At 70.8% G+C, this 18,409-nt stretch carries 9 protein-coding genes; 3 read left to right on the forward strand and 6 right to left on the reverse strand.

The window, feature by feature from the left end; translation table 11 throughout:
- Positions 1-25: 25 nt before the first annotated feature.
- The 3 genes from ACTJKJ_RS11310 to ACTJKJ_RS11320 form a co-directional block, all read right to left on the reverse strand.
- Positions 26-1,006, reverse strand: a complete 981-nt coding sequence (locus tag ACTJKJ_RS11310; protein WP_440820487.1) for a hypothetical protein — start codon at positions 1,004-1,006, stop codon at positions 26-28.
- Positions 999-3,059 carry an AAA family ATPase gene (locus ACTJKJ_RS11315; RefSeq protein ID WP_440820488.1) on the reverse strand — a complete coding sequence of 687 codons (2,061 nt, stop codon included), beginning with the start codon at positions 3,057-3,059 and terminating at the stop codon, positions 999-1,001. The genes ACTJKJ_RS11310 and ACTJKJ_RS11315 overlap by 8 nt, the downstream gene beginning before the upstream one ends.
- Before the next feature lie 140 nt (positions 3,060-3,199).
- Positions 3,200-4,306: a Leu/Phe/Val dehydrogenase gene (locus ACTJKJ_RS11320; RefSeq protein WP_440820489.1), complete on the reverse strand. Its 1,107-nt coding sequence runs from the start codon at positions 4,304-4,306 to the stop codon at positions 3,200-3,202.
- A gap of 237 nt (positions 4,307-4,543) precedes the next feature.
- Between ACTJKJ_RS11320 and ACTJKJ_RS11325 the strand changes: the two genes are divergently transcribed.
- Genes ACTJKJ_RS11325 through ACTJKJ_RS11335 form a run of 3 tightly spaced genes read left to right on the forward strand, consistent with a single transcriptional unit; the run spans position 4,544 to position 7,664 of the window.
- Positions 4,544-5,992: a sensor histidine kinase gene (locus ACTJKJ_RS11325; protein WP_440820490.1), complete on the forward strand. Its 1,449-nt coding sequence runs from the start codon at positions 4,544-4,546 to the stop codon at positions 5,990-5,992.
- Between the two features lie 5 nt (positions 5,993-5,997).
- On the forward strand, positions 5,998-6,423 hold the full coding sequence (locus ACTJKJ_RS11330) for a response regulator (RefSeq protein ID WP_091733268.1): 426 nt from the start codon (positions 5,998-6,000) through the stop codon (positions 6,421-6,423).
- Positions 6,420-7,664, forward strand: a complete 1,245-nt coding sequence (locus ACTJKJ_RS11335; RefSeq protein ID WP_297381806.1) for a hybrid sensor histidine kinase/response regulator — start codon at positions 6,420-6,422, stop codon at positions 7,662-7,664. The genes ACTJKJ_RS11330 and ACTJKJ_RS11335 overlap by 4 nt, the downstream gene beginning before the upstream one ends.
- Before the next feature lie 50 nt (positions 7,665-7,714).
- Here the strand turns inward: ACTJKJ_RS11335 and ACTJKJ_RS11340 are convergent, their stop codons facing one another.
- The 3 genes from ACTJKJ_RS11340 to ACTJKJ_RS11350 form a co-directional block, all read right to left on the reverse strand.
- A complete protein-coding gene (locus ACTJKJ_RS11340) occupies positions 7,715-9,058 on the reverse strand; it encodes an HlyD family efflux transporter periplasmic adaptor subunit (RefSeq protein ID WP_297381804.1) in 1,344 nt (447 codons plus the stop codon).
- Positions 9,055-11,340, reverse strand: a complete 2,286-nt coding sequence (locus tag ACTJKJ_RS11345) for a type I secretion system permease/ATPase (RefSeq protein ID WP_297381802.1) — start codon at positions 11,338-11,340, stop codon at positions 9,055-9,057. The genes ACTJKJ_RS11340 and ACTJKJ_RS11345 overlap by 4 nt, the downstream gene beginning before the upstream one ends.
- 88 nt (positions 11,341-11,428) lie before the next feature.
- A complete protein-coding gene (locus tag ACTJKJ_RS11350; protein ID WP_440820491.1) occupies positions 11,429-18,376 on the reverse strand; it encodes a C2 family cysteine protease in 6,948 nt (2,315 codons plus the stop codon).
- Positions 18,377-18,409 lie beyond the last annotated feature (33 nt).

Here is an 18,409-nt window from a genome sequence, read left to right on the forward strand (position 1 = left end):
GCGATGCGTCGGCGGAGGACACCGCTCAGCAGTCGCAAAGGGATCGTTCGGGCACTCCGCGATTCCGCAGCTGCTCGGTCAGCTCTCCCAGCTTTTTCCATGGGAGACCAGTGCGGCGGGTGAAGATGGTGCGGACCATGCCGCAGAAAGCCTGCGTCTCCTCGCCGTCGCGTTCGATGTAGGTCAGCACGCGAAGGACGTCCCGCTCCGTCACGTCGCGGGCGATCTCGTCGAGATGCTCATGAGTCGCGCGCGCGAGCTTGTAGCGGGCCAGCCGCAGGCTGGGACGATCCAGGCCGCAGGTGGCGATGGTCATGCGGCCCCATTCCGAGCAGCCGAGGATCTCGCCGATCCGTCCATAGTCGAAATGCCGGGACGGATCGAAACCTTCATCGAAGGGGGAAAGCAGCCACGGCGTGCAGACCGGCTCGGTTTCGTGCCCTTCGACAGGCGGCCCCTTCGGATGCACCCCATCCACGGGAAAGAAGTTGGCCTTCCATTGCTGATTGCAGATCTGGCAACTGAGCAGATAGTTGTTCCAGTCATAGGCCCGCCACCAGTAGCCGGGCTTGATGGGCTGACCCACCGCTTTGCGTCCCTCCACCGATGAACTCCAGAATCCCTCCTGCCCCCAATGGGCGGGATCGTCCGGCAGGTCATGGATCTCCGCCTTCGGTTGGATGTGCTCGACGTCCCCATACTGCAGGCCCAGGATCAGCCCTTCGCAGTACGCACACTTGCCGCGCTGAGCCCTGCTGAACTTGTGCTTGTGCTTGGACCAGAGACTGGGGAATAGCTCTTCCTTCTTCTCTTCGGCCCGACCCTTCGACTTGCGCTTTCGTTTCTGCGTCGCACCGGAGTCGGGCGCGGCCGGGGCGCCCGGATCGACGGCCACGACGGCCGCAGGCGGCGCGGGCTTGAGGAAATGAGCTTCAACCTTCTCCCGCGCAGCCTTCGTCCGGGCAGAAAAGTTCTCGGGTTCAGCGGGGCGCTGGAAGTTATGCATCACTGATTCCCTTCGCCCCGGCCCCGTCATCCAGGATCTGTCGCAACCGGCCTCGGATCCTTGGATCGGCCTCCGCCCGGGACAGTTCCTGCTCCAGTGATGCGGCCGCCGCCAGCGCGGCGCGATGCGAGCGCGTATGGCCGAACGTGTGCATCCGGTCGCGCAGTTCCAGCGCCATCCGCTCGAGGTCCCGCTCCTGCGCCTTCGTCCGTTTCCTGGCATGGAGCAGGGCGCTGTGCCGGGCCATCAGATCCAGCGTGTCGGCGTCGATGGTCGCCTGCATGCCGAACCAGGGGCCGGTCAACACTTCGTCGGCTCGCGTGCCCGCAGGCACATTGATCTGCTCGACCGCCAGACGCCGGTCCGCGGCATGCCGCGCCATGACCCAGAGTTCGCCCTTGTGGAGCCCCTGCACGCAGAGGGGATCGTGGGTGCTGACGATGAAGCGCACGCGCGGAAAGAGCTGACGCAACTGCGCTACGACCTGGATTTTCCAGCGGGGATGCAGGTGCAGCTCGATCTCGTCGATCATGACCACGCCTTGGGCCGATTCCATGTCGAAGCTGCTGCTGGTGAGGTGGATCATGATGTCCATCGCCAGGGCGAGGACGGACTGATAGCCACCGCTGAGCTCGTCGAGCGGGACGGGAGTGCCGTGCAGCATGGTTTCCATGCGGCCGTCCTTGCGGGACAGCGTCGCATTGCCCGTCAGTGGCAGGAGGCCCTGCAGATCCTCGGCCAGCAGCTTGAAGTTTTCTGGCGGCAAGCGTTGCTCGTCGCAGAGCATGCGCTCGGCATTCGTCAGCGGGTGGCGGGGATCGAAGAGGTTGCGCACGCTGATGGAAGGCACGGCCGCGCTGCGGTCGTCGGTCTCTGCTTCGGAGAGCAGCCGGGTGGAGCCATAGGCCAGCACCGGAAGGGGCGGTGCATCGCCCTCCACCTGGAAGGCGGGAGACCCGCTCTGGAAGGACAAGGTGCGCGCGCTCTCATCGGAGAAAGTGAGCCGCACCCACCCCTTCCGGCCGCTTCCGGCCCGGTTGAGCCAGCCCTCGGCCGGTTGGAGCTTGCCCGCGGCCACCAGGTCCTGCCGTTCGCTGTCGGGCATCAGGGCCAGCGCCACGGCCTGGAGCAAGGTGCTCTTGCCGACGCCGTTCTCGCCCAGCACCATCAGCCATGGCTGCATGACGACGTCATCGCGGCTCTGCGGCTCGGGAAAGACGAGCTTCAGTTTGTCGATCGACTTGAAGTTCTGGATCTCGATGGTCTTGAGCCAGACCGCATCGGGCAACGCGGCGACCGCCGGAGAAGGGGGAACTTCGGGAGGCTCGGAATCCTCGTTCGAACTCAATGCCTGCTCGAATCTCGCGGCCATCATCTCGAAGACCGCATGGTGATAGCCGCTCGACGGAAATTGCTCGCGTAGCACCTGGCTGCGGCGCTCTCCAGGCATGTCTGAATTGAAGATCGCCTGTGCATGCGCAGCGCGGCTCTGGCGCGCGGACACGAGGTAGGGGCTGTTCAGCTTGAGGATCTCGATCGTCGCGGCACCGCGGGAAGACGTGGCCACGACCTGCCCGTCCGGCTCGAATCGGAGATGCTCTCTCGGAATGTCCCGACAGGGGTCGATCAGCAGCGGGCGTTCCGCATCGAGCAGCGACCCGGTGGTCATGACTGGCGCCGGATCGCCCTCGATGGGGAACAGGTTTCTCTTGTTGAGGTTGCACTCCGGGCAACTCAGATAGAGATTGCTCCACTCGTTTGCCAACCACCAATAGTGTTCGCCGTCGATTCGCTTGCCGATACGCATGGCACGCCAGCGAGGGCGAAACCTCTCGACGTTGCTGCCGGCACGCTCGCAGAAGGCGCATTTGCCCTGAAAGAGCGCGTTCAGTCTGGTCACGACGGCATTGCGCACCTTTGCCGGCATGGGGCGGCGCAAGTCCTGTTCGAGGTGATCAGGATCGGGCCGTGACCCGAACCGCTCGAATTCCTTCTTTTGGAATGCGATCAACTCCGGAGGCGGTGGGACTCGATGGCGATCGACGAAGATCATGGACGCTTCATGGAATGAACACGATGCGGCAGAGGATAGCCGCTGATCCCGATCTGCCTCCTGCATTGCCACCGAATGCGCGGCCGCACAATGAAAAACGGCGCCCCTCGGGGCGCCGCTGCGTCGAATGAGCTGTCCGCTCAGGCCGGCTTGACCAGCAGGGAGCGCGCCCAGGCGTCCGCCTCGCGGGCCGGCGTCTGACCGCTCGTCTTGACACGGTCCAGCAGCTCGGCGACGCGGCCGCGGATCTGGCCGACCTCGGCCATCACCGCCGATTCCTCGCCTTCGTTGCGGTACTCGCGCGCCACGCTGATGATGCCGCCGGCATTCACCAGGTAGTCCGGCAGGTAGGTGATGCCGCGGGCCTGCAGCGCATCGCCGTCGGCGGCGGTGGCCAGCTGGTTGTTGGCGGCGCCGGCGATCAGCCGGGCCTTCAGCGCCGGGATCGACTGCGCGTTCAGCGTCGCGCCCAGCGCGCAGGGCGCGACCACGTCGACGTCCGTCGCCAGGATCTCGGTCACGCTCACCGCCGTCGCGCCGAGCTCGGCCTGCGCGCGCGCGACCTTCTCGGCATTGACGTCGGCGACGACCAGCTTCGCGCCGGCCCGGTGCAGGTACTCGGCCAGGTGCCAGCCCACCGCGCCCAGGCCCTGCAGCGCCACGCGCACGCCCTCGAGCGAGTCGCGGCCCAGCACGCGCTTGACGCCTTCGTCGATCGAGACGAACACGCCGTAGGCGGTCTTCGGGCTGGGGTCGCCACCGAAGGCGCCGTCACGCGGAATGCCCGACACATACGAGGTGTGGGCCATCATGCCGGTCATGTCGGCCGTCGTCGTGCCGACGTCCTCGGCCGTGATGTAGGCGCCTTGCAGCGACTGCACCGCGCGGCCGAAGGCCGCGAACAGCGCCGCGCGGTCGAAGTCGCCCTGCGGCTTCAGGATCACCGCCTTGCCGCCGCCGAAGGGCAGGTTGGCCAGCGCGTTCTTCAGGCTCATGCCCTGCGACAGACGCAGCGCGTCGTTCAGCGCGGCCAGCTCGTTGTCGTAGCTCCAGAAGCGGCAGCCGCCGAAGGCCGGGCCGCGCGCGGTGCTGTGCACCGCCAGGATCGCCTTCAGGCCGGTCACCGGGTCGGCGGCCAGCAGCACGCGTTCGTGCGGAGCTTGGTCGGGCAGGCCGAAGAGCGAGGAGGGGAGGGAATCGGACGAGCCGGCGGCCAGCGCGCGGGCGATGTCGGTCAGGGCGTTCATGGGTGAACCTGCACTTGTGATGCTTGAAGGAAACCGGCGCCGCGGAGGGCGCCGTGCGGCCCGCAGGCGCTTGTGGCGCATGGGGGCCGCCAGTGTAAGCGGTGCCCCCGCCGGGGCCGACGTCGCGCCCCCATCGCCCCCCTCCTGGGGACGGGCACCCCCTTGGCGGGTCCCCCGGGTCCGTGATACACCTGCGCGCACAACTTGTGCGCAAGACGCACGCCCAGGGAGGGCACCGTGTCAGACAACCCCGCCGACGACCGGTTCCGGTCGATCGTCGAGGCGATCCCGAACGCCATCGTCCTGGTGGACCGGGAGCGCCGGATCCGGCTGGTCAACCGCAAGGCCGAGGAGCTGTTCGGCTACGCGCGCGAGGACCTGCTGGGCGCGACGGTCGAGACCCTGATACCGACGCGCTTCCGTGAGGGCCATCCCCGCCAGGTGGACGACTTCTTCATGCGGCCCGAGACGCGCGCCATGGGCGCGGGCCGCGACCTTTTCGGCCGGCGCAAGAACGGCGAGGAAGTGCCGATCGAGATCGGCCTGAGCCCCATCGACACCGCCGAGGGCCTGTGCACCCTGGCCGCCATCATCGACATCACCGAGCGCAAGCGCGCCCAGGAGCGCTTCGAGCTGGTGGTGGAGGCCTCGCCCAGCGCGATGATCATGATCGACGCGGCGCGCCGCATCCGGCTGGTCAACCGGCGGGCCGAGGAGATGTTCGGCTACGCGCGGGCGGAATTCCTCGGGCAGCCGATCGAGATGCTGGTCCCCGAGCGCTACCGGGCCGGGCATCCGGGCCACGTGGCGTCCTTCTCCAGCCGGCCCGAGGCGCGGCCCATGGGCGCGGGCCGCGAGCTCTTCGGGCTGCGCAAGGACGGGTCGGAGATGCCGGTGGAGATCGGCCTGACGCCGATCGACGCGCCCGACGGGCATTACGTCGTCGCCTCCATCATCGACATCACCGAGCGTCGCCGCAGCGAGGACGAGCTGCGCCGCAGCAATGCCGAGCTGGAGCAGTTCGCCTACGTGGCCTCGCACGACCTGCAGGAGCCGCTGCGCATGGTGGCCAACTACACCGAGCTGCTGGCGCAGCGCTATGCCGGGCAGATCGACGACCGCGCCGACAAGTACATCCGTTATGCCTCCGACGGCGCGCGCCGCATGCAGCGTCTGGTGGCGGACCTGCTGGCGTACTCGCGGGTGGGCTCGCAGGGCAAGCCGCTGGTGCCGGTGGAGGCGGAGCAGGTGCTGCAGGCGGTGACGCATGCGCTGCAGCGCCTGCTGCGCGAGTCGGGCGGCCTCGTTGAGAGCGACCCGCTGCCGCGCGTGTCGGCCGACGAGGGCCAGTTGCATCAGCTGCTGCAGAACCTCATCAGCAACGCGATCAAGTTCCGGTCGGAGGCGCCGCCGCGGGTGCGGATCACGGCGCGGCCGCAGGGCCATCGCTGGCTGTTCCAGGTCAGCGACAACGGCATCGGCATCGACATGCAGTACGCGCAGCGCGTGTTCCAGATGTTCCAGCGGCTGCACGAGCTGGGGCGCTACGAGGGCAGCGGCATCGGCCTGGCCATCGCCAAGCGCATCGTCGAGCGCCACGGCGGCACGATCTGGATCGACTCCGCGCCGGGGCAGGGCAGCACCGTGTCCTTCACCCTGCTGGCGGCGCGCGCCGAAGGAGTCTGAGCCCCATGAGCCAACCGCTGAACATCCTGCTCATCGAGGACAACCCCGGCGACGCCGACCTGGTGGCCGAGACGTTGGAGCACAGCCGGCTGCGCCTGGACATCGCGGTCGCGGTGGACGGCGCGCAGGCGCTGTCGCGGCTGCTGCGCGAGCCGCCGTATGAAGCGGCCGAGCGGCCCGACCTCATCCTGCTCGACCTCAACCTGCCCAAGCTGAGCGGGCGCGAGGTGCTGGCGCGGATCAAGGCCGAGCCCGAGCTCAAGGAGATCCCCGTGGTGGTGCTGACCTCCTCCGACGCCGAGCACGACATCGTCAAGAGCTACCAGCTGGGCGCCAACTGCTACGTCACCAAGCCGGTGGGGCTGGTGGCCTTCCAGTCCATCGTGCAGGCGATCGAGGGCTTCTGGTTCACGGTGGTGAAGCTGCCATGAGCGCGCTGCCCGACGACCTGGGCCGGGAGCCGCGCCGCGCGCCGCTGCCCATCCTGCTGGTGGAGGACAACGACGGCGACGCCGACCTGATCACCGACCTGCTGGCCGAGGCCACGCCCGCGGCGCCGCGCCCGGTGATGCGGGCGACGCGGCTGTCCGAAGCGGTGGCGCTGCTGGAGCGGCACCGCGTCGCGGCGGTGCTGCTGGACCTGCACCTGCCCGATGCCGCTGGCATCGAGTGCGTCAGCGCGGTGCGCGCGCAGGCGCGCGACACGCCCATCGTCGTGCTCACCGGCATGGAGGACGACGCGCTGGCGATGTCCTGCATGACGGCCGGCGCGCAGGACTATCTGTCCAAGCAGGACGTGCGGCCGCGCACGCTGGTGCGCGCGATCGACTATGCCGAGGCTCGCAGCCGCGAGGCGCGCGTGCGCATGCGGGCCCAGGCCCTGCGCCTGCGCAGCGCCGAACTGGAACTGGAGAACAAGCGCATCCTCGAGGTCAGCCGCCACAAGGGACGGCTGCTGGCCAACATGTCGCACGAGCTGCGCACGCCGCTGAACGCGGTGATCGGCTTCTCGCAGCTGATGGCGGACGGCGCGTCCACGCTGCCGGCGGAGCGGGTGCGCAACTACGCGGGCCACATCCTGTCCAGCGGCCGGCACCTGCTGGACCTGATCAACGACATCCTCGACCTGGCGCGGCTGGAGGCGGTCGGGCTGGAGCTGCATCCCGACCGGACCAACGTCGCCGAGGTGGCGCGCGAGGTGGTGGACGTGGTGACCGGCAGCTTCGCCGACAAGCCGCTGGCGGTGGACATCGAGATCGACGATCAGCTGGGCCTGGTCTGGACCGACACGCTGCGGCTGCGGCAGGTGCTCTACAACTACCTGTCCAACGCCTGGAAGTTCACGCCCGAGGGCGGACACCTGACGGTGCGGGCGGCGCCTTGCGGCGACCAGCGCTTCCGGGTCGAGGTGGAGGACACCGGGCCGGGCATCGCCGAGGAGGACCTGGCCCGGCTGTTCACCGAGTTCACGCAGCTGCCCTCGACGGTCCGCCGCCAGTACCCCGGCACGGGGCTGGGCCTGGCGCTGACCAAGCGCATCGTCGAGGCCCAGGGCGGCCGCGTCGGCGCGAGCAGCGAGGTCGGACGGGGCTCCACCTTCTTCGCGGAGCTGCCCGACCCCGAGACGCCCGGCGAGGCGTCGCCGCCGGCCGGGCCCGCCGAAGCGCGTTGACCAGCGCGACGCGGGTCGGTGCCCGGCGCTCAGCGCTCAGCGCTCAGCGCTCAGCGCTCTCGCAGGCTCTCCTCGCGGTGCTGGACCAGCGGGGACAGCACGTACTCGATGACGCGGCGGCGGCCGGTGCGGATGTCCACCGAGCCCGACATGCCGGCGCTGATCGGGACCGGCTTGCCTTCCACCATGACCTGGTTGCGGGCCAGCTCCACGGTGACCGCGAAGAGCAGCCCGCGCTTGTCGTCATGGACGGCGTCGCGCGAGACGTGCAGCACGCGGCCCGGCACCGTGCCGTAGCGGGTGTAGTCGAAGGCGTCGATCTTCACCGCGACCGTGTCGCCCGCATGGACGAAGCCGGCGTCGCGGTTTTCGATGAAGGCCTCGAACTGCATGCGGTCGCTGGCGGGCACGATCTGCATCAGCGCCTGCGCGGCGGGCACGGCGGCGCCCTCGGTGTGCACCGTCAGCTGGTGCACCGTGCCGTCGACCGGCGAGCGCAGCTGCAGCAGCGCGCGATGGGCGCTGGCGCGGGCCACGTCCTGCGCCGCTGCCTGCGCGATGCGCAGCGATTCGGCCAGGTGGTCCTGCGCCGTCTTGCGCAGGCTGGCGCGCAGCTCGGCCTGCTGGGCGCGGGCCAGGGCGATCTGGCCCTCGAGCTCCAGCCGCGCGGTCTTGCGCTGCATCCACGCGTCGCGCGAGACGTCGCGCGTGGCGGCCAGCGCCTCGTAGTCCCGCTCGCGGTCCTGGGCCAGCGGCAGCGAGGCGGCGTAGCGCGCGATCTCGCGGGCCAGGCGGTCGCTCCGGGCGGTGTACTCGCTCCAGGCGTCGACCAGGAAGAGCTCGCCGTCGCGGCGTCGCTCGGGCGTGATGTCCTCCAGCGGCGGGAGCCGCGGCGCGCGGCCGGTGCCCAGCGCATCGATCAGCGCGCGCTGGACGGCCACCTGCACGGTGGCGGTCTGGCGCTCGCCATCGGCCTTGTCGAACTCGCTGCCGGCCTCGCGCCCGTCGAGCTCGATGAGCAGCTGGCCGGCGCGCACCCGCTGGTTCTCGACCACGTGGATGGCGCGCACCGAGGCGACCTGGGTGGAGGAGATGGTCTTGGTCTCGCCGGTGACGGCGATCTTGCCCTGGCCGACCGAGACCACGTCGACATGGCTGAAGGTGGCCCAGGCCAGCGCGACCAGGATCATCAGCACCAGGCCGCGCGCGACCCAGCGGCCGGCCGGCGAGACCGGGCTGGCCTGCAGCGCCAGCGCGGCGGGCAGGAACTCGGCCTCGTGGGCCTTCAGGTCGGGCGTGCCCTGGGCGGACTGCAGCCGCCAGGCATGCCCGGTGACCTGGGCGTAGCGGCCGAGCAGCTCGGCCGCGGCTTGGAATCGGTGTCGCAGGCTCATGATTGCGTCTCCCGGGAGGTGTCCCGCAGCGTCTGCTGCAGCGAGTTCAGGTGGGTGTAGATGCCGTCGGGGTTGGCGAGCAGTTCGTCGTGGGTGCCGGACTCGGCGACCTCGCCGCGCTCCATGACCACGATGCGATGCGCGTCGCGGACCGCCGAGAGGCGGTGGGCGATGATCAGCACCGTCCGCCCCTGGCAGATCGAGCGCATGTTGTCCTGGATGACCTTCTCGGACTCGTAGTCCAGCGCGCTGGTGGCCTCGTCGAAGATCAGGATGCGCGGATCGCCGACCAGCGCGCGCGCGATCGCGATGCGCTGTCGCTGGCCGCCGGACAGGCCCGTGCCGCTCTCGCCGACGATGGTGTCGTAGCCGTCGGCCAGTTCGCAGATGAAGTCGTGCGCGCCGGCCAGCTTCGCGGCCTGGATGACGGCCTCGATGGACAGGGTGGGATCGGCCAGCGCGATGTTGTCGCGGATGGAGCGGTTGAACAGCACGTTGTCCTGCAGCACCACGCCGACCTGCTGGCGCAGCGAGGCGGTATCGATGACGGCGATGTCCTGGCCGTCGATCAGCACGCGGCCGCGGTTGGGCACGTACAGGCGCTGGACCAGCCGCGTCAGCGTGCTCTTGCCGGAACCGGAGCGGCCCACGATGCCGATGACCTGGCCCGGCTCGATGCGCAGCTTCACGCCGCGCAGCACGTCGGAGGCGTCGGGGCGGTAGCGGAAGGCGACGTTGTCGAACTCGATCGCGCCGGACAGGCGCGGCAGGCGGGTCTTCTGGCCGGCGACCTCGGGGCGGGCGTTGAGCACGTCGCCCAGCCGCGCCACCGAGATGCCGACCTGCTGGAAGTCGTTCCACAGCTGCGCCAGGCGCAGGATGGGACTGGAGACCTGGCCAGCCAGCATGTTGAAGGCGACCAGCTCGCCCACGCTCAGCTTCTGGTCGATCACCAGCAGCGCGCCCAGCCACATGATGGCGGCGGTGACCAGCTTGCTGATCAGCGTGATGCCGGCGTTGGCGACGGTGGCGATGTTGGTGACCGACTGGCCGGCGGTGACGTAGCCGGCGAGCTGCTTCTCCCACTTCTGGATCCAGCGCGGCTCGACCGCCATGGCCTTGACCGTGTCGATGCCGCTGATGGTCTCGACCAGGAAGGACTGGTTCTCCGCGCCCTTGTTGAACTTGGTGTCCAGCCGCGCGCGCAGCACCGGCGTCAGGACCACCGACACGATCAGGTAGAGCGGGATGGAGAGCGCCACGATCAGCGTCAGCGCCGGGCTGTACCAGAGCATCACGCCGAAGAAGACGACCGAGAACAGCAGGTCCAGCACCAGCGTCAGCGCGTTGCCGGTGAGGAAGGAGCGGATGTTCTCCAGCTCGCGGATGCGGGCGACCGAGTCGCCGACGCGGCGCGCGTGGAAGTAGGACAGCGGCAGCGCCACGAGGTGGCGGAACAGGCGTGCGCCGAGCTCGACGTCCAGCTTGTTGCTGGTGTGCGAGAAGATCCAGGAGCGGATGCCGGTGAGCACCACCTCGAAGACGGTGGCGCAGATCAGGCCGACGGCCACGACGTTGAGGGTGCTCATCGCATGGTTGACGAGCACCTTGTCCATCACGACCTGGAAGAACATCGGCGTGACCAGGCCGATCAGCTGGATGAAGAGCGAGATGAGCAGCACCTCGCCCAGGATGCGGCGGTAGCGGACGATGGCGGGGATGAACCAGGTGAAGTCGAACTTGGCCATCTCGCCGGCGAAGCTGGCCTTGCTGGTGAACAGCATCAGGGTGCCGGTCCACAGGGCGACGAACTCGCCGGTGCCGAGCACGCGCGGCGCCTGGCCGGGGTACTGGATCAGCACCTGGCGGCCGCCATCGGGGGACTGGCGGCATTGGGCCAGGAGGAAGCAGTGGCCCTCGCGGTCGCGGCCGATGGCCGGCAGCGGCGCCTTGTCCAGGCGCTCCGCGGGCTGGCGCAGCAGCTTGGCCTTCAGGCCGAGGTGGCCGGCGGCCAGCTGCAGCGTCTGGTCATCGAAGGCCTCGCCGCCGAACTGGTGGCGCAGCTGCGCCTCGTCGGCGGGCAGGCCGTGCAGCGCGGCGATGGAGAGCAGGCAGGCGAGGGCGGGGTCCGGTGCGGCGCCGGACGTGGGGCCGGCGACCGACGCGGCGGTGGATGGCGCCGCGCAGGGGGGGCTGGATACGGTGTCGGACGCCTGGGGGGACCCGGGCATGCGCCGGGTCGATGGCGGGGCGACGACGGCAGCGTCGAGGAGGGTGTCCATGATGAGAGTCCTGGTGAAAGGGGGGCCGGGCGGCCGGAGCCGCCCGGTGGTCGTGCGATGGCCTCAGCGAGGCCTCAGCGGCAACCGGTCATCGAGACGTCGCCAGCAGCGGCGCGGCGGTCTGGGGTCGGTCTTCCGGCGAGGCGGTCGTCATCGCCCCCGAGGCCTGCGCGAACCCGGCCATCGCCTGAACCAGCGCGGCCGTGTCGGTGAGCGCCTGTGCCATCGCCGTCGCGTCGGCGGCGGTCATGTCGCGCAGCGCCTGGCTGCCGTACTCGTCGCCCATCTCGGTGACCGAGAAGTTGCAGCTGCCCGGCAGGGCGTCCAGCTCCTGGGCCGACATCTCGAACACCATGCTGGAGCTCCACGGATTGCGGAAGATGTATTTGCCGTTGGTCTCGTTCACGCCAATGATCGAGAAGGCGTGCCCGCCGACCAGCGTCGTCTTGCCGTTCTCGTCCGTGGCGCTGCGCCATGAGCCGTGGGTGACCAGGCCGGAGCCGTCCTCCAGGGCCGCAACGACCGCCTCACGGGCATCGATGCCGGAGCCGTAGATCTTGTTCACGCCGCCGGTGAGCGAGCGCTGGGCGATCCGGCCGTAGTTCCCGCCCATGCCGATGCTGTAGTCGTTCTCGATCTGGGCGTGGCCGTTGGCGACGAAGTAGCCGCTGGCCATGGCCTCCACATACGCGTCCTCCAGCAAGCGGACCCAGCTTCCTCCGGCGACGCTGGCGCCCTTGGACGAGGCGACGCCATCCACCGTGATGAAGAAGGGGTTGTCGGCGCCGCCGCTGTAGAACTTGACGGCGAAGGTGCCGTTGCCGTTCGCGCTGATCAGGCCGGACAGGCGGTCAGGAGCCACCGCGGCGAGCTCTTCGACGGAGGAGATCAGCCAGCAGTTGCCGTATCCCCCCTGGGCCACGCTGAGCGCCGCCTGGCCGGTCGCGCCCTTGAACAACACCGAATCCGACAGATCCACGTAGGAAGCCGCCTTCGGGTTGTTGGTGCCCAGGAACCACTTGTTGACCGAAGCGGTGAACGCATCCGCGCTCATGCCGGCGGCCAGGCCGTCCTTGCCGATCATGCTGGTCAGCAGCGACGAGACGTAGGTCTGGCCGCCGTTGACCGCCTTGGCGCCGGACAGCATGCCGTTGATGGCGGCGAACTGGTCGACCGAGAGGCCGTCCGCGCCGATGCCCGACTGCATGCCGGTGAGCATCGCCAGCACCGAGTCGTAGCTGATGCCCGCGTCGCGCGAGGCGGCGGCGAGGTAGCCGGCGTGGGTCTTGTCGGCCTTGCCCATCGCGATCCCGCGACGGGTCGCGTCCAGGCCTTGCAGCGCGGCCAGCGACATCTGGTTGACGCCGTCGGCCGGGATGGCGGCGAAGGCCTCCACCGACAGCGCGTTGAGCCAGCGGGCGCTGACCGTGTCGAAGTCGGTGACGCGGCTCAGCTGCTCGGGCCGGATGGCGCTGGCGGCGGCTTCGGGAATCCAGCCGACGTTGGCCACGGCGGCGAACTGCTCGGCGGTCCAGCCCGAGACCGACGCGGCGGTCAGGCTGCGCATCGTCGCGGCGGTGAACCGACCGAAGGCGGTGGTGGGCACCGAGCCCCAGGCGTCGGTGGACAAGGCGCCCAGCCAGCCCGGATTGAGCTTGTTCCACGCGCCGGCCTGGATGGCGCCGACCTGGTCGGCCGACAGGGCCGCCACCGCGGCCGGGGACAGCGCCTCCAGCCCCGGCAGCGTCGCGATGCGGGCCGGCGACAGCGTGCGGATCATGTCCGGACGCAGGCCGCTGGCGCCGGCGGCCGACAGACGGTTGGTGTCGAGCGCGGCGAACTGCTCCAGCGTCAGCGCACCGATGCAGGCGGCCGACAGCTGCGGAACGGAGCCGGTGTACATCGCCTTGATGCCGGCCGCCGGCACCGCCGCCAGGGCTTCCGGCGTCAGCGCGTTGAACCAGGCGCCCCACATGTAGGAGAAGCTGGAGCTGATCGCGCGCACCTGGTCGGGCGAGAGGGCGTGGACCGCCGCGTCGGTCAGGACCTGCAGGTTGGCGATGCGCGCGATCTGCGCGGGCGCCAGTCCGCGGATGGTGTCCGCGGTCAGGCCAGTCGTGCCGGCAGCCAGCGACGGCAGGTTCGCGATGGCGGCGATCTGGTCGGCGTTCAGCGCGCTGACGGTGGCGGCGCTCAGGCCCGCCACGGCGCCGGTCGACAGCCGGGCCAGACCCATCGCGGGCAGCGCAGCCGCGGCGGCTGGCGACAAGGCGTTCAGCCAGGCCGCGCCGACGGCGTTCCAGCCGGCGCGGATGCCGCTGACCTGGTCGGCGCTCAGCACCGCGACGGCGGCGGTCGAGAGCATCTCGGGGTTGCGCAGCGCCGCGACCTGCGCGGGCGTCATCGCGGCCACGGTGGCCGGCAGCAGCGCCTGGATCACCGTCGGCGGCACGAGCGCGAAGGCGCCGGCCGGCAATGCGGCCAGCGACTCGGCCGACATCGCGTTGAGCTGGTCCGCGGTGAACGCGGCGCCGTTGATCGTGGCCGCCTGGCCCAGCAGCGCGGTGCGCGCGGCCGAGGCGTCGGCCGACAGCCGCTCGGTGAAAGGTAGGCCGATCAGTTGGTCAGCGTTCATCGACGCGACCTGCGCCGGGGTCAGCGCGGCGACGGTCGTCGCGGGCAGGGTGGCGAGGGCCACCGGGGCCAGCGCCGTGAAGGCCGTGGGCGACAGGGCCGCCAGCCAGGCCGGCGTGACGCTGGCCAGGTTGAGCAGCGCGCCCGCTTGAGCCGGCGTCAGCGTCGCGGTGATGGCGGCGGGCAGCGTGCCGATGGCCGGCAGGGACGCGATCTGGGCCAGCGTCATGCGGCCCACCACCGCCGCGGTCAGCCGCGGGGCCATGGAGGTGGACAGGCCCGCGATGATGCTCGGCGGAATCGCGGCCAGCGCGGCCGGCGACAGCGCGTCGAACCTCAGCGTGCTCCATTCCGAGGGCATGAACCACGGCGTCTGGTTCGGCGTCAGCGCGGCCACCGCGTCCTGCGACAACCGCGACACGTTGTCCATCACCTTGATCTGGCCGGGCGTGAGCGCGGCGGCGGACGCGGGCGACAGCCGGGCGACCTCAGTGGGCGACAGCGGCTCGATGATGGATGGCGGCAGTGCCGAGATCGCGGCCGGCGACAGCGCGTTGATCCAGTCAGCGCTGTAGGCGTTCATCCGGACCGTCAGGCCGGCCGTCTGCGCCGGGGTGAGCGCCGCGACGGCGGCGAGCGACAGGCTGTTGAGCGCGGGAAGCACCGCGACCTGAGCCGGGGTCATCGCGCGGACCGCGTCGGCGCCCAGCGCGGGCGCGATGGCGGTGGACAGCTTGCCGATGGAGGCCGTCGGGATCGCCGCGATCGCGCTCGCGGGCAGCGCGTTGATCCAGTCGGCCGTCACGTTGTTCCAGGCGATGGGCAGCGCGGCGACTTGCGCGGCGCTCAGGCCGGCGAGCGCGCTCGGCGCCAGTTGCTCGGGCGTGGGCAGCACGGAGAGCTGCGTGGCGCTCATCGCGGCGAGGGTGGCCGCATTCAGTCCCTGGACCGTGGCACTCGGCAACTGCGCGATGGCCGAGGCCGGCAGGATCGCGATCGCCGCCTGGCCCAGCGCGTTGAAGGTCGCGGCGCTGACCGTCGACCAGTCCGGCGTCGCCAGCAGCAGGCCGCGCACCGAGGCGGCGTCGGCGCTCAGCGCGTCAGGCGTCGCGAGCGATGCCAGCTGCTGCGGGCTCATCGCGAGGATGGTGGCGACCGACAGGCCGGCCACCGTGGTCGCGTTCAGCGCGCCGATCGCCGCGGCGGGCAGCGCGGCTTTCGCCTCGCCGGACAGCGCGTTGATCCAGGCCGCGTCGACACGGGTCCAGTCGATGCGCAGGCTGCTCAGCTGGGTCGATGTCAGGCTGGCGACGACGGCCGCGGACAGCAGCTCGGGATGCGGCAGCGCGGACAGCTGAGCGGGCGTCATCGACGCCAGCGTGGTGGCGCTCAGGCCGCGCAGCGTGGCGTCGGGCAACTGGCTCACCAGCGTCGCCGGCAGCAGCGCGATGACCGAGGCCGGGCAGGCGTTCAGCCAGGCGGCATCGATGCGGGCGGCGTCCAGCGGCAGGGCGGCGATCTGCGCGCCCGACAGGTTGGACAGCGCGCTCGGCGCCAGGGCGGTGGGCTGGCTGATCGCGGCGAGCTGGCGCATCGACAGCGACTGCAGCGTGTCGGCGTCCAGCCCGTTCAGCACGCGGGCCGACAGGCGCGAGATGGCGGCCGCATCGAGGCCCGGCAGCGCGTCGTGCGACAGGTTGTCCAGCCAGTCGGAGTACACCTCGCCCAGGCGCGGGCACAGCGCGGCGACCTGTGCGGCGCTCAGCGCGGCGACGGCGTCGGCGCTCAGCAGCGCCAGTGAGGGAATGCCGACGATCTGGTCCGGCCTCAGGCAGGCGATGGTGGCTGGGCTCAGACCGGCGACGGCCCGGCGCGAGATCGAGGCCAGCAACGGCGCCGGCATCGCCGCGAGAGCGTCAGGACGCAGCGCGTTCACCCAGTCGGCGCTCACGGTGGACAGCCCGCCGGACAGGTTGCGGGCCTGCTCGGCGGACAGTTCCCGGACCGCCTCGATGCTCAGGCAGTCGGCGCGGGTCAGGCGGGAGATGGCCATCGGACTGAGGGCTTTCAGCGCCTCGGGCGTGATGGCGGCGATGGCACTGGCCGAGAGCGCGCCGTAGTTGGAGATCGCGGCCAGTTGCGCCGGCGTCATCGCGCCCACGGTGGTCGCGCTCAGGCCGAGCTGGGCCGAGTTGGACCACTGGGTGACCGCGCCCGGCGTGATGGCCGCGATGGCGGCCGGCGACAGGGCGTTGATCCAGGCGGCGCTCGCGGTGGCCCAGCCGTTGCGCAGGGCGGCGACCTGCGCCGGTGCCAGCGTGGCGGCGGCTTCGGCGGACAGCAGGTCCGGACGGGTGAGCGCCGCGACCTGGGCGGGCGACAGGGCGGCGATCGTCTCGGGCAGCAGCGCCGCCATCTGGGCGCTGGGCATCAGCGCCAGGCCGCCGGCGGGGAGCTGCGCGAGCTCGGCGGGCGACAGGCCATTGAGCCAGGCGGCGGTGGCCTGGGCCCAGTTGGTCGAAGCGAAGTTGCCTAGGGCGGCGTTGCGCACCTCGGCGGCCGCCGCGTTCAGCAGATCGGGACGGTTGATCGCCGCCAGTTGATCGCTGGAGAAGCCGGATAGCGTCGCGGCGGTCAGCGTCGGAACGACGGCGGTGGGCAGCGTGGCCAGCGCGCCGGGTTGCAGGGCGCCGATCACGCCGGGCGACAGCGCGTCCAGCCAGGCCTTGGTGACGCCGCTCAGCGTCGTGATGCCGGCGACCTGGGTCGCGCTCAGGACGGCGACGGACGCGGCGGGCAGCGTGTAGAGGCCTGGCAGGACGGCAAGCTGCTGGGGCGAGAGCGCCCGCAGGGCCTCCAGCGACAGCGCCGGCGCCACCGCCTTGTTGAACTGCCTGATGTTGTCCGGCGGGAGCACCGCCAGGGCGCTCGGCGACAGCGCCTGCATCCAGGCGACGGACATCGCCCCCCAACTGAAGTTGATGGTGCGGACCTGGTCGGCGGTCAGGGCCGCGATCGAGGCCGGCTGGAGTCCCAGGACGGCCGTCGAGCTCAGCTTGCCGAAGTCGACCGGCGCGATGCGCGCGAGATCGGAGGGCGCCAGCGCATTGAGCCAGTCCGAGTTCACCTTGCTCCAGTCCGTGGGCGCCAGCGCCGCAGTGCGGATGGCCGCCGCCTCGGGCGACAGCAGCGACGGCGAGGGGATCGCGGCCAGCTGGGCCGCGCTCATCGCGGACACGACCGCGGTGCTCAGGCCCGGCACGACGTCGGCCGGGATCGACGCGATCTGCGCCGTCGTCAGGCCACCCACGACCTCGCGCGACAAGGCGTTGATCCATCCAGCGGTGAGTTCGCCCCATCGCTCGTTGTCCAGCGCAGCGACCTGCGCGATCGACAACGCGCCGATCGCGCCCGGGCGCAGCTCGGTGATCCCGGCCAGGCCGCCGATGACGTCCGGGGCCAGTGCCCGGATGGCGTCGGCGGACAGGCCGGCCGCGCCCGCGTCCAGCGCGCCCAGGGCGGTGATGGCAACGATCTGCTCGACGCTCATCGCGGCGATGGCCTCGGCGCTCAACTGCGCGACGCGGGTGGCGCTCAGGCCGCTCAGGGCCGAGGTGCCCAGTTGCGCGAGGCCGCCGGCCGGCACGGCGGCGAAGGCATCCTTCGACAGCGCGTTGATCCAGTCGGCGGAGAAGTCGCTCCAGGCGCCCTCATCGATGCCCGCCACCTGCGCGACGGACAACGCGGCGACCGCGTCCGGACGCAGGGCATCCAGGCCGACCATGCCGCTGATGAGTTCCGGGCTCATCGCCCGGACGGCGCTGGCGGACAGGCCGGCGGCGCCGCGGTCCAGGCAGGCCAGCGACGCGATCGAGAGGAGTTGCTCGACGCTCAGGGCGGCCACCGCGTCGGCGCTCAGCTCCGAGACGCGGAAGGCGCTCAGCCCGGTCAGCGCGGCGCTGGTGAATTGCGCGACCTTGGCCGGCGTGATGGCGGCGAAGGCCTTCGGCGACAGCGCGTTGACCCAGCGCGCCGACAGGTACTTGCCGTCGATGCCGATCGCGGCGACCTGCTCCGGCGACAGCGCCGCGGCGGCCCCGTCGCCCAGCCAATGGATGTTGATCAGCTTGCCGACCTGGGCGGGGCTCAGGCCCCGCACCTGGTCGGCCGTCATGCCCTGGACCGCCGCGCCCTTCAGGTAGTTCAGCGGCGCGATGGCGCTCAACTGGGCCGCGCTCATCGCGGACACCATGGCGCCGGTGAAGGCGGCGACCTGCGTGCCGGTCAGCCATTGGCAGTGGGTGATGTCCAGGCCGGCGAGGTCGGCAGGCGCCAGGGCCGCGATCTGGGCGGCCGTCAGGGCGGTGAACTGGGTTTTGGTCAGGGTGTTCAGGGTGGTCATGGTGTGGTGAGCTGGTGGCTCTTTCGAGGGAGG

Origin of the sequence: Roseateles sp. 22389 (genome assembly GCF_052044995.1) — a bacterium.
GTDB lineage: Bacteria > Pseudomonadota > Gammaproteobacteria > Burkholderiales > Burkholderiaceae_C > Roseateles.

What these genes read in the sequence shown, in the direction of transcription:
- ACTJKJ_RS11310 (WP_440820487.1), bottom strand. Translation starts at nt 1,006, where the DNA reads ATGCATAACTTCCAGCGCCCCGCTGAACCCGAGAACTTTTCTGCCCGG.
- ACTJKJ_RS11315 (WP_440820488.1), bottom strand. Translation starts at nt 3,059, where the DNA reads ATGATCTTCGTCGATCGCCATCGAGTCCCACCGCCTCCGGAGTTGATC.
- ACTJKJ_RS11320 (WP_440820489.1), bottom strand. Translation starts at nt 4,306, where the DNA reads ATGAACGCCCTGACCGACATCGCCCGCGCGCTGGCCGCCGGCTCGTCC.
- ACTJKJ_RS11330 (WP_091733268.1), top strand. Translation starts at nt 5,998, where the DNA reads ATGAGCCAACCGCTGAACATCCTGCTCATCGAGGACAACCCCGGCGAC.
- ACTJKJ_RS11335 (WP_297381806.1), top strand. Translation starts at nt 6,420, where the DNA reads ATGAGCGCGCTGCCCGACGACCTGGGCCGGGAGCCGCGCCGCGCGCCG.
- ACTJKJ_RS11340 (WP_297381804.1), bottom strand. Translation starts at nt 9,058, where the DNA reads ATGAGCCTGCGACACCGATTCCAAGCCGCGGCCGAGCTGCTCGGCCGC.
- ACTJKJ_RS11345 (WP_297381802.1), bottom strand. Translation starts at nt 11,340, where the DNA reads ATGGACACCCTCCTCGACGCTGCCGTCGTCGCCCCGCCATCGACCCGG.
- ACTJKJ_RS11350 (WP_440820491.1), bottom strand. Translation starts at nt 18,376, where the DNA reads ATGACCACCCTGAACACCCTGACCAAAACCCAGTTCACCGCCCTGACG.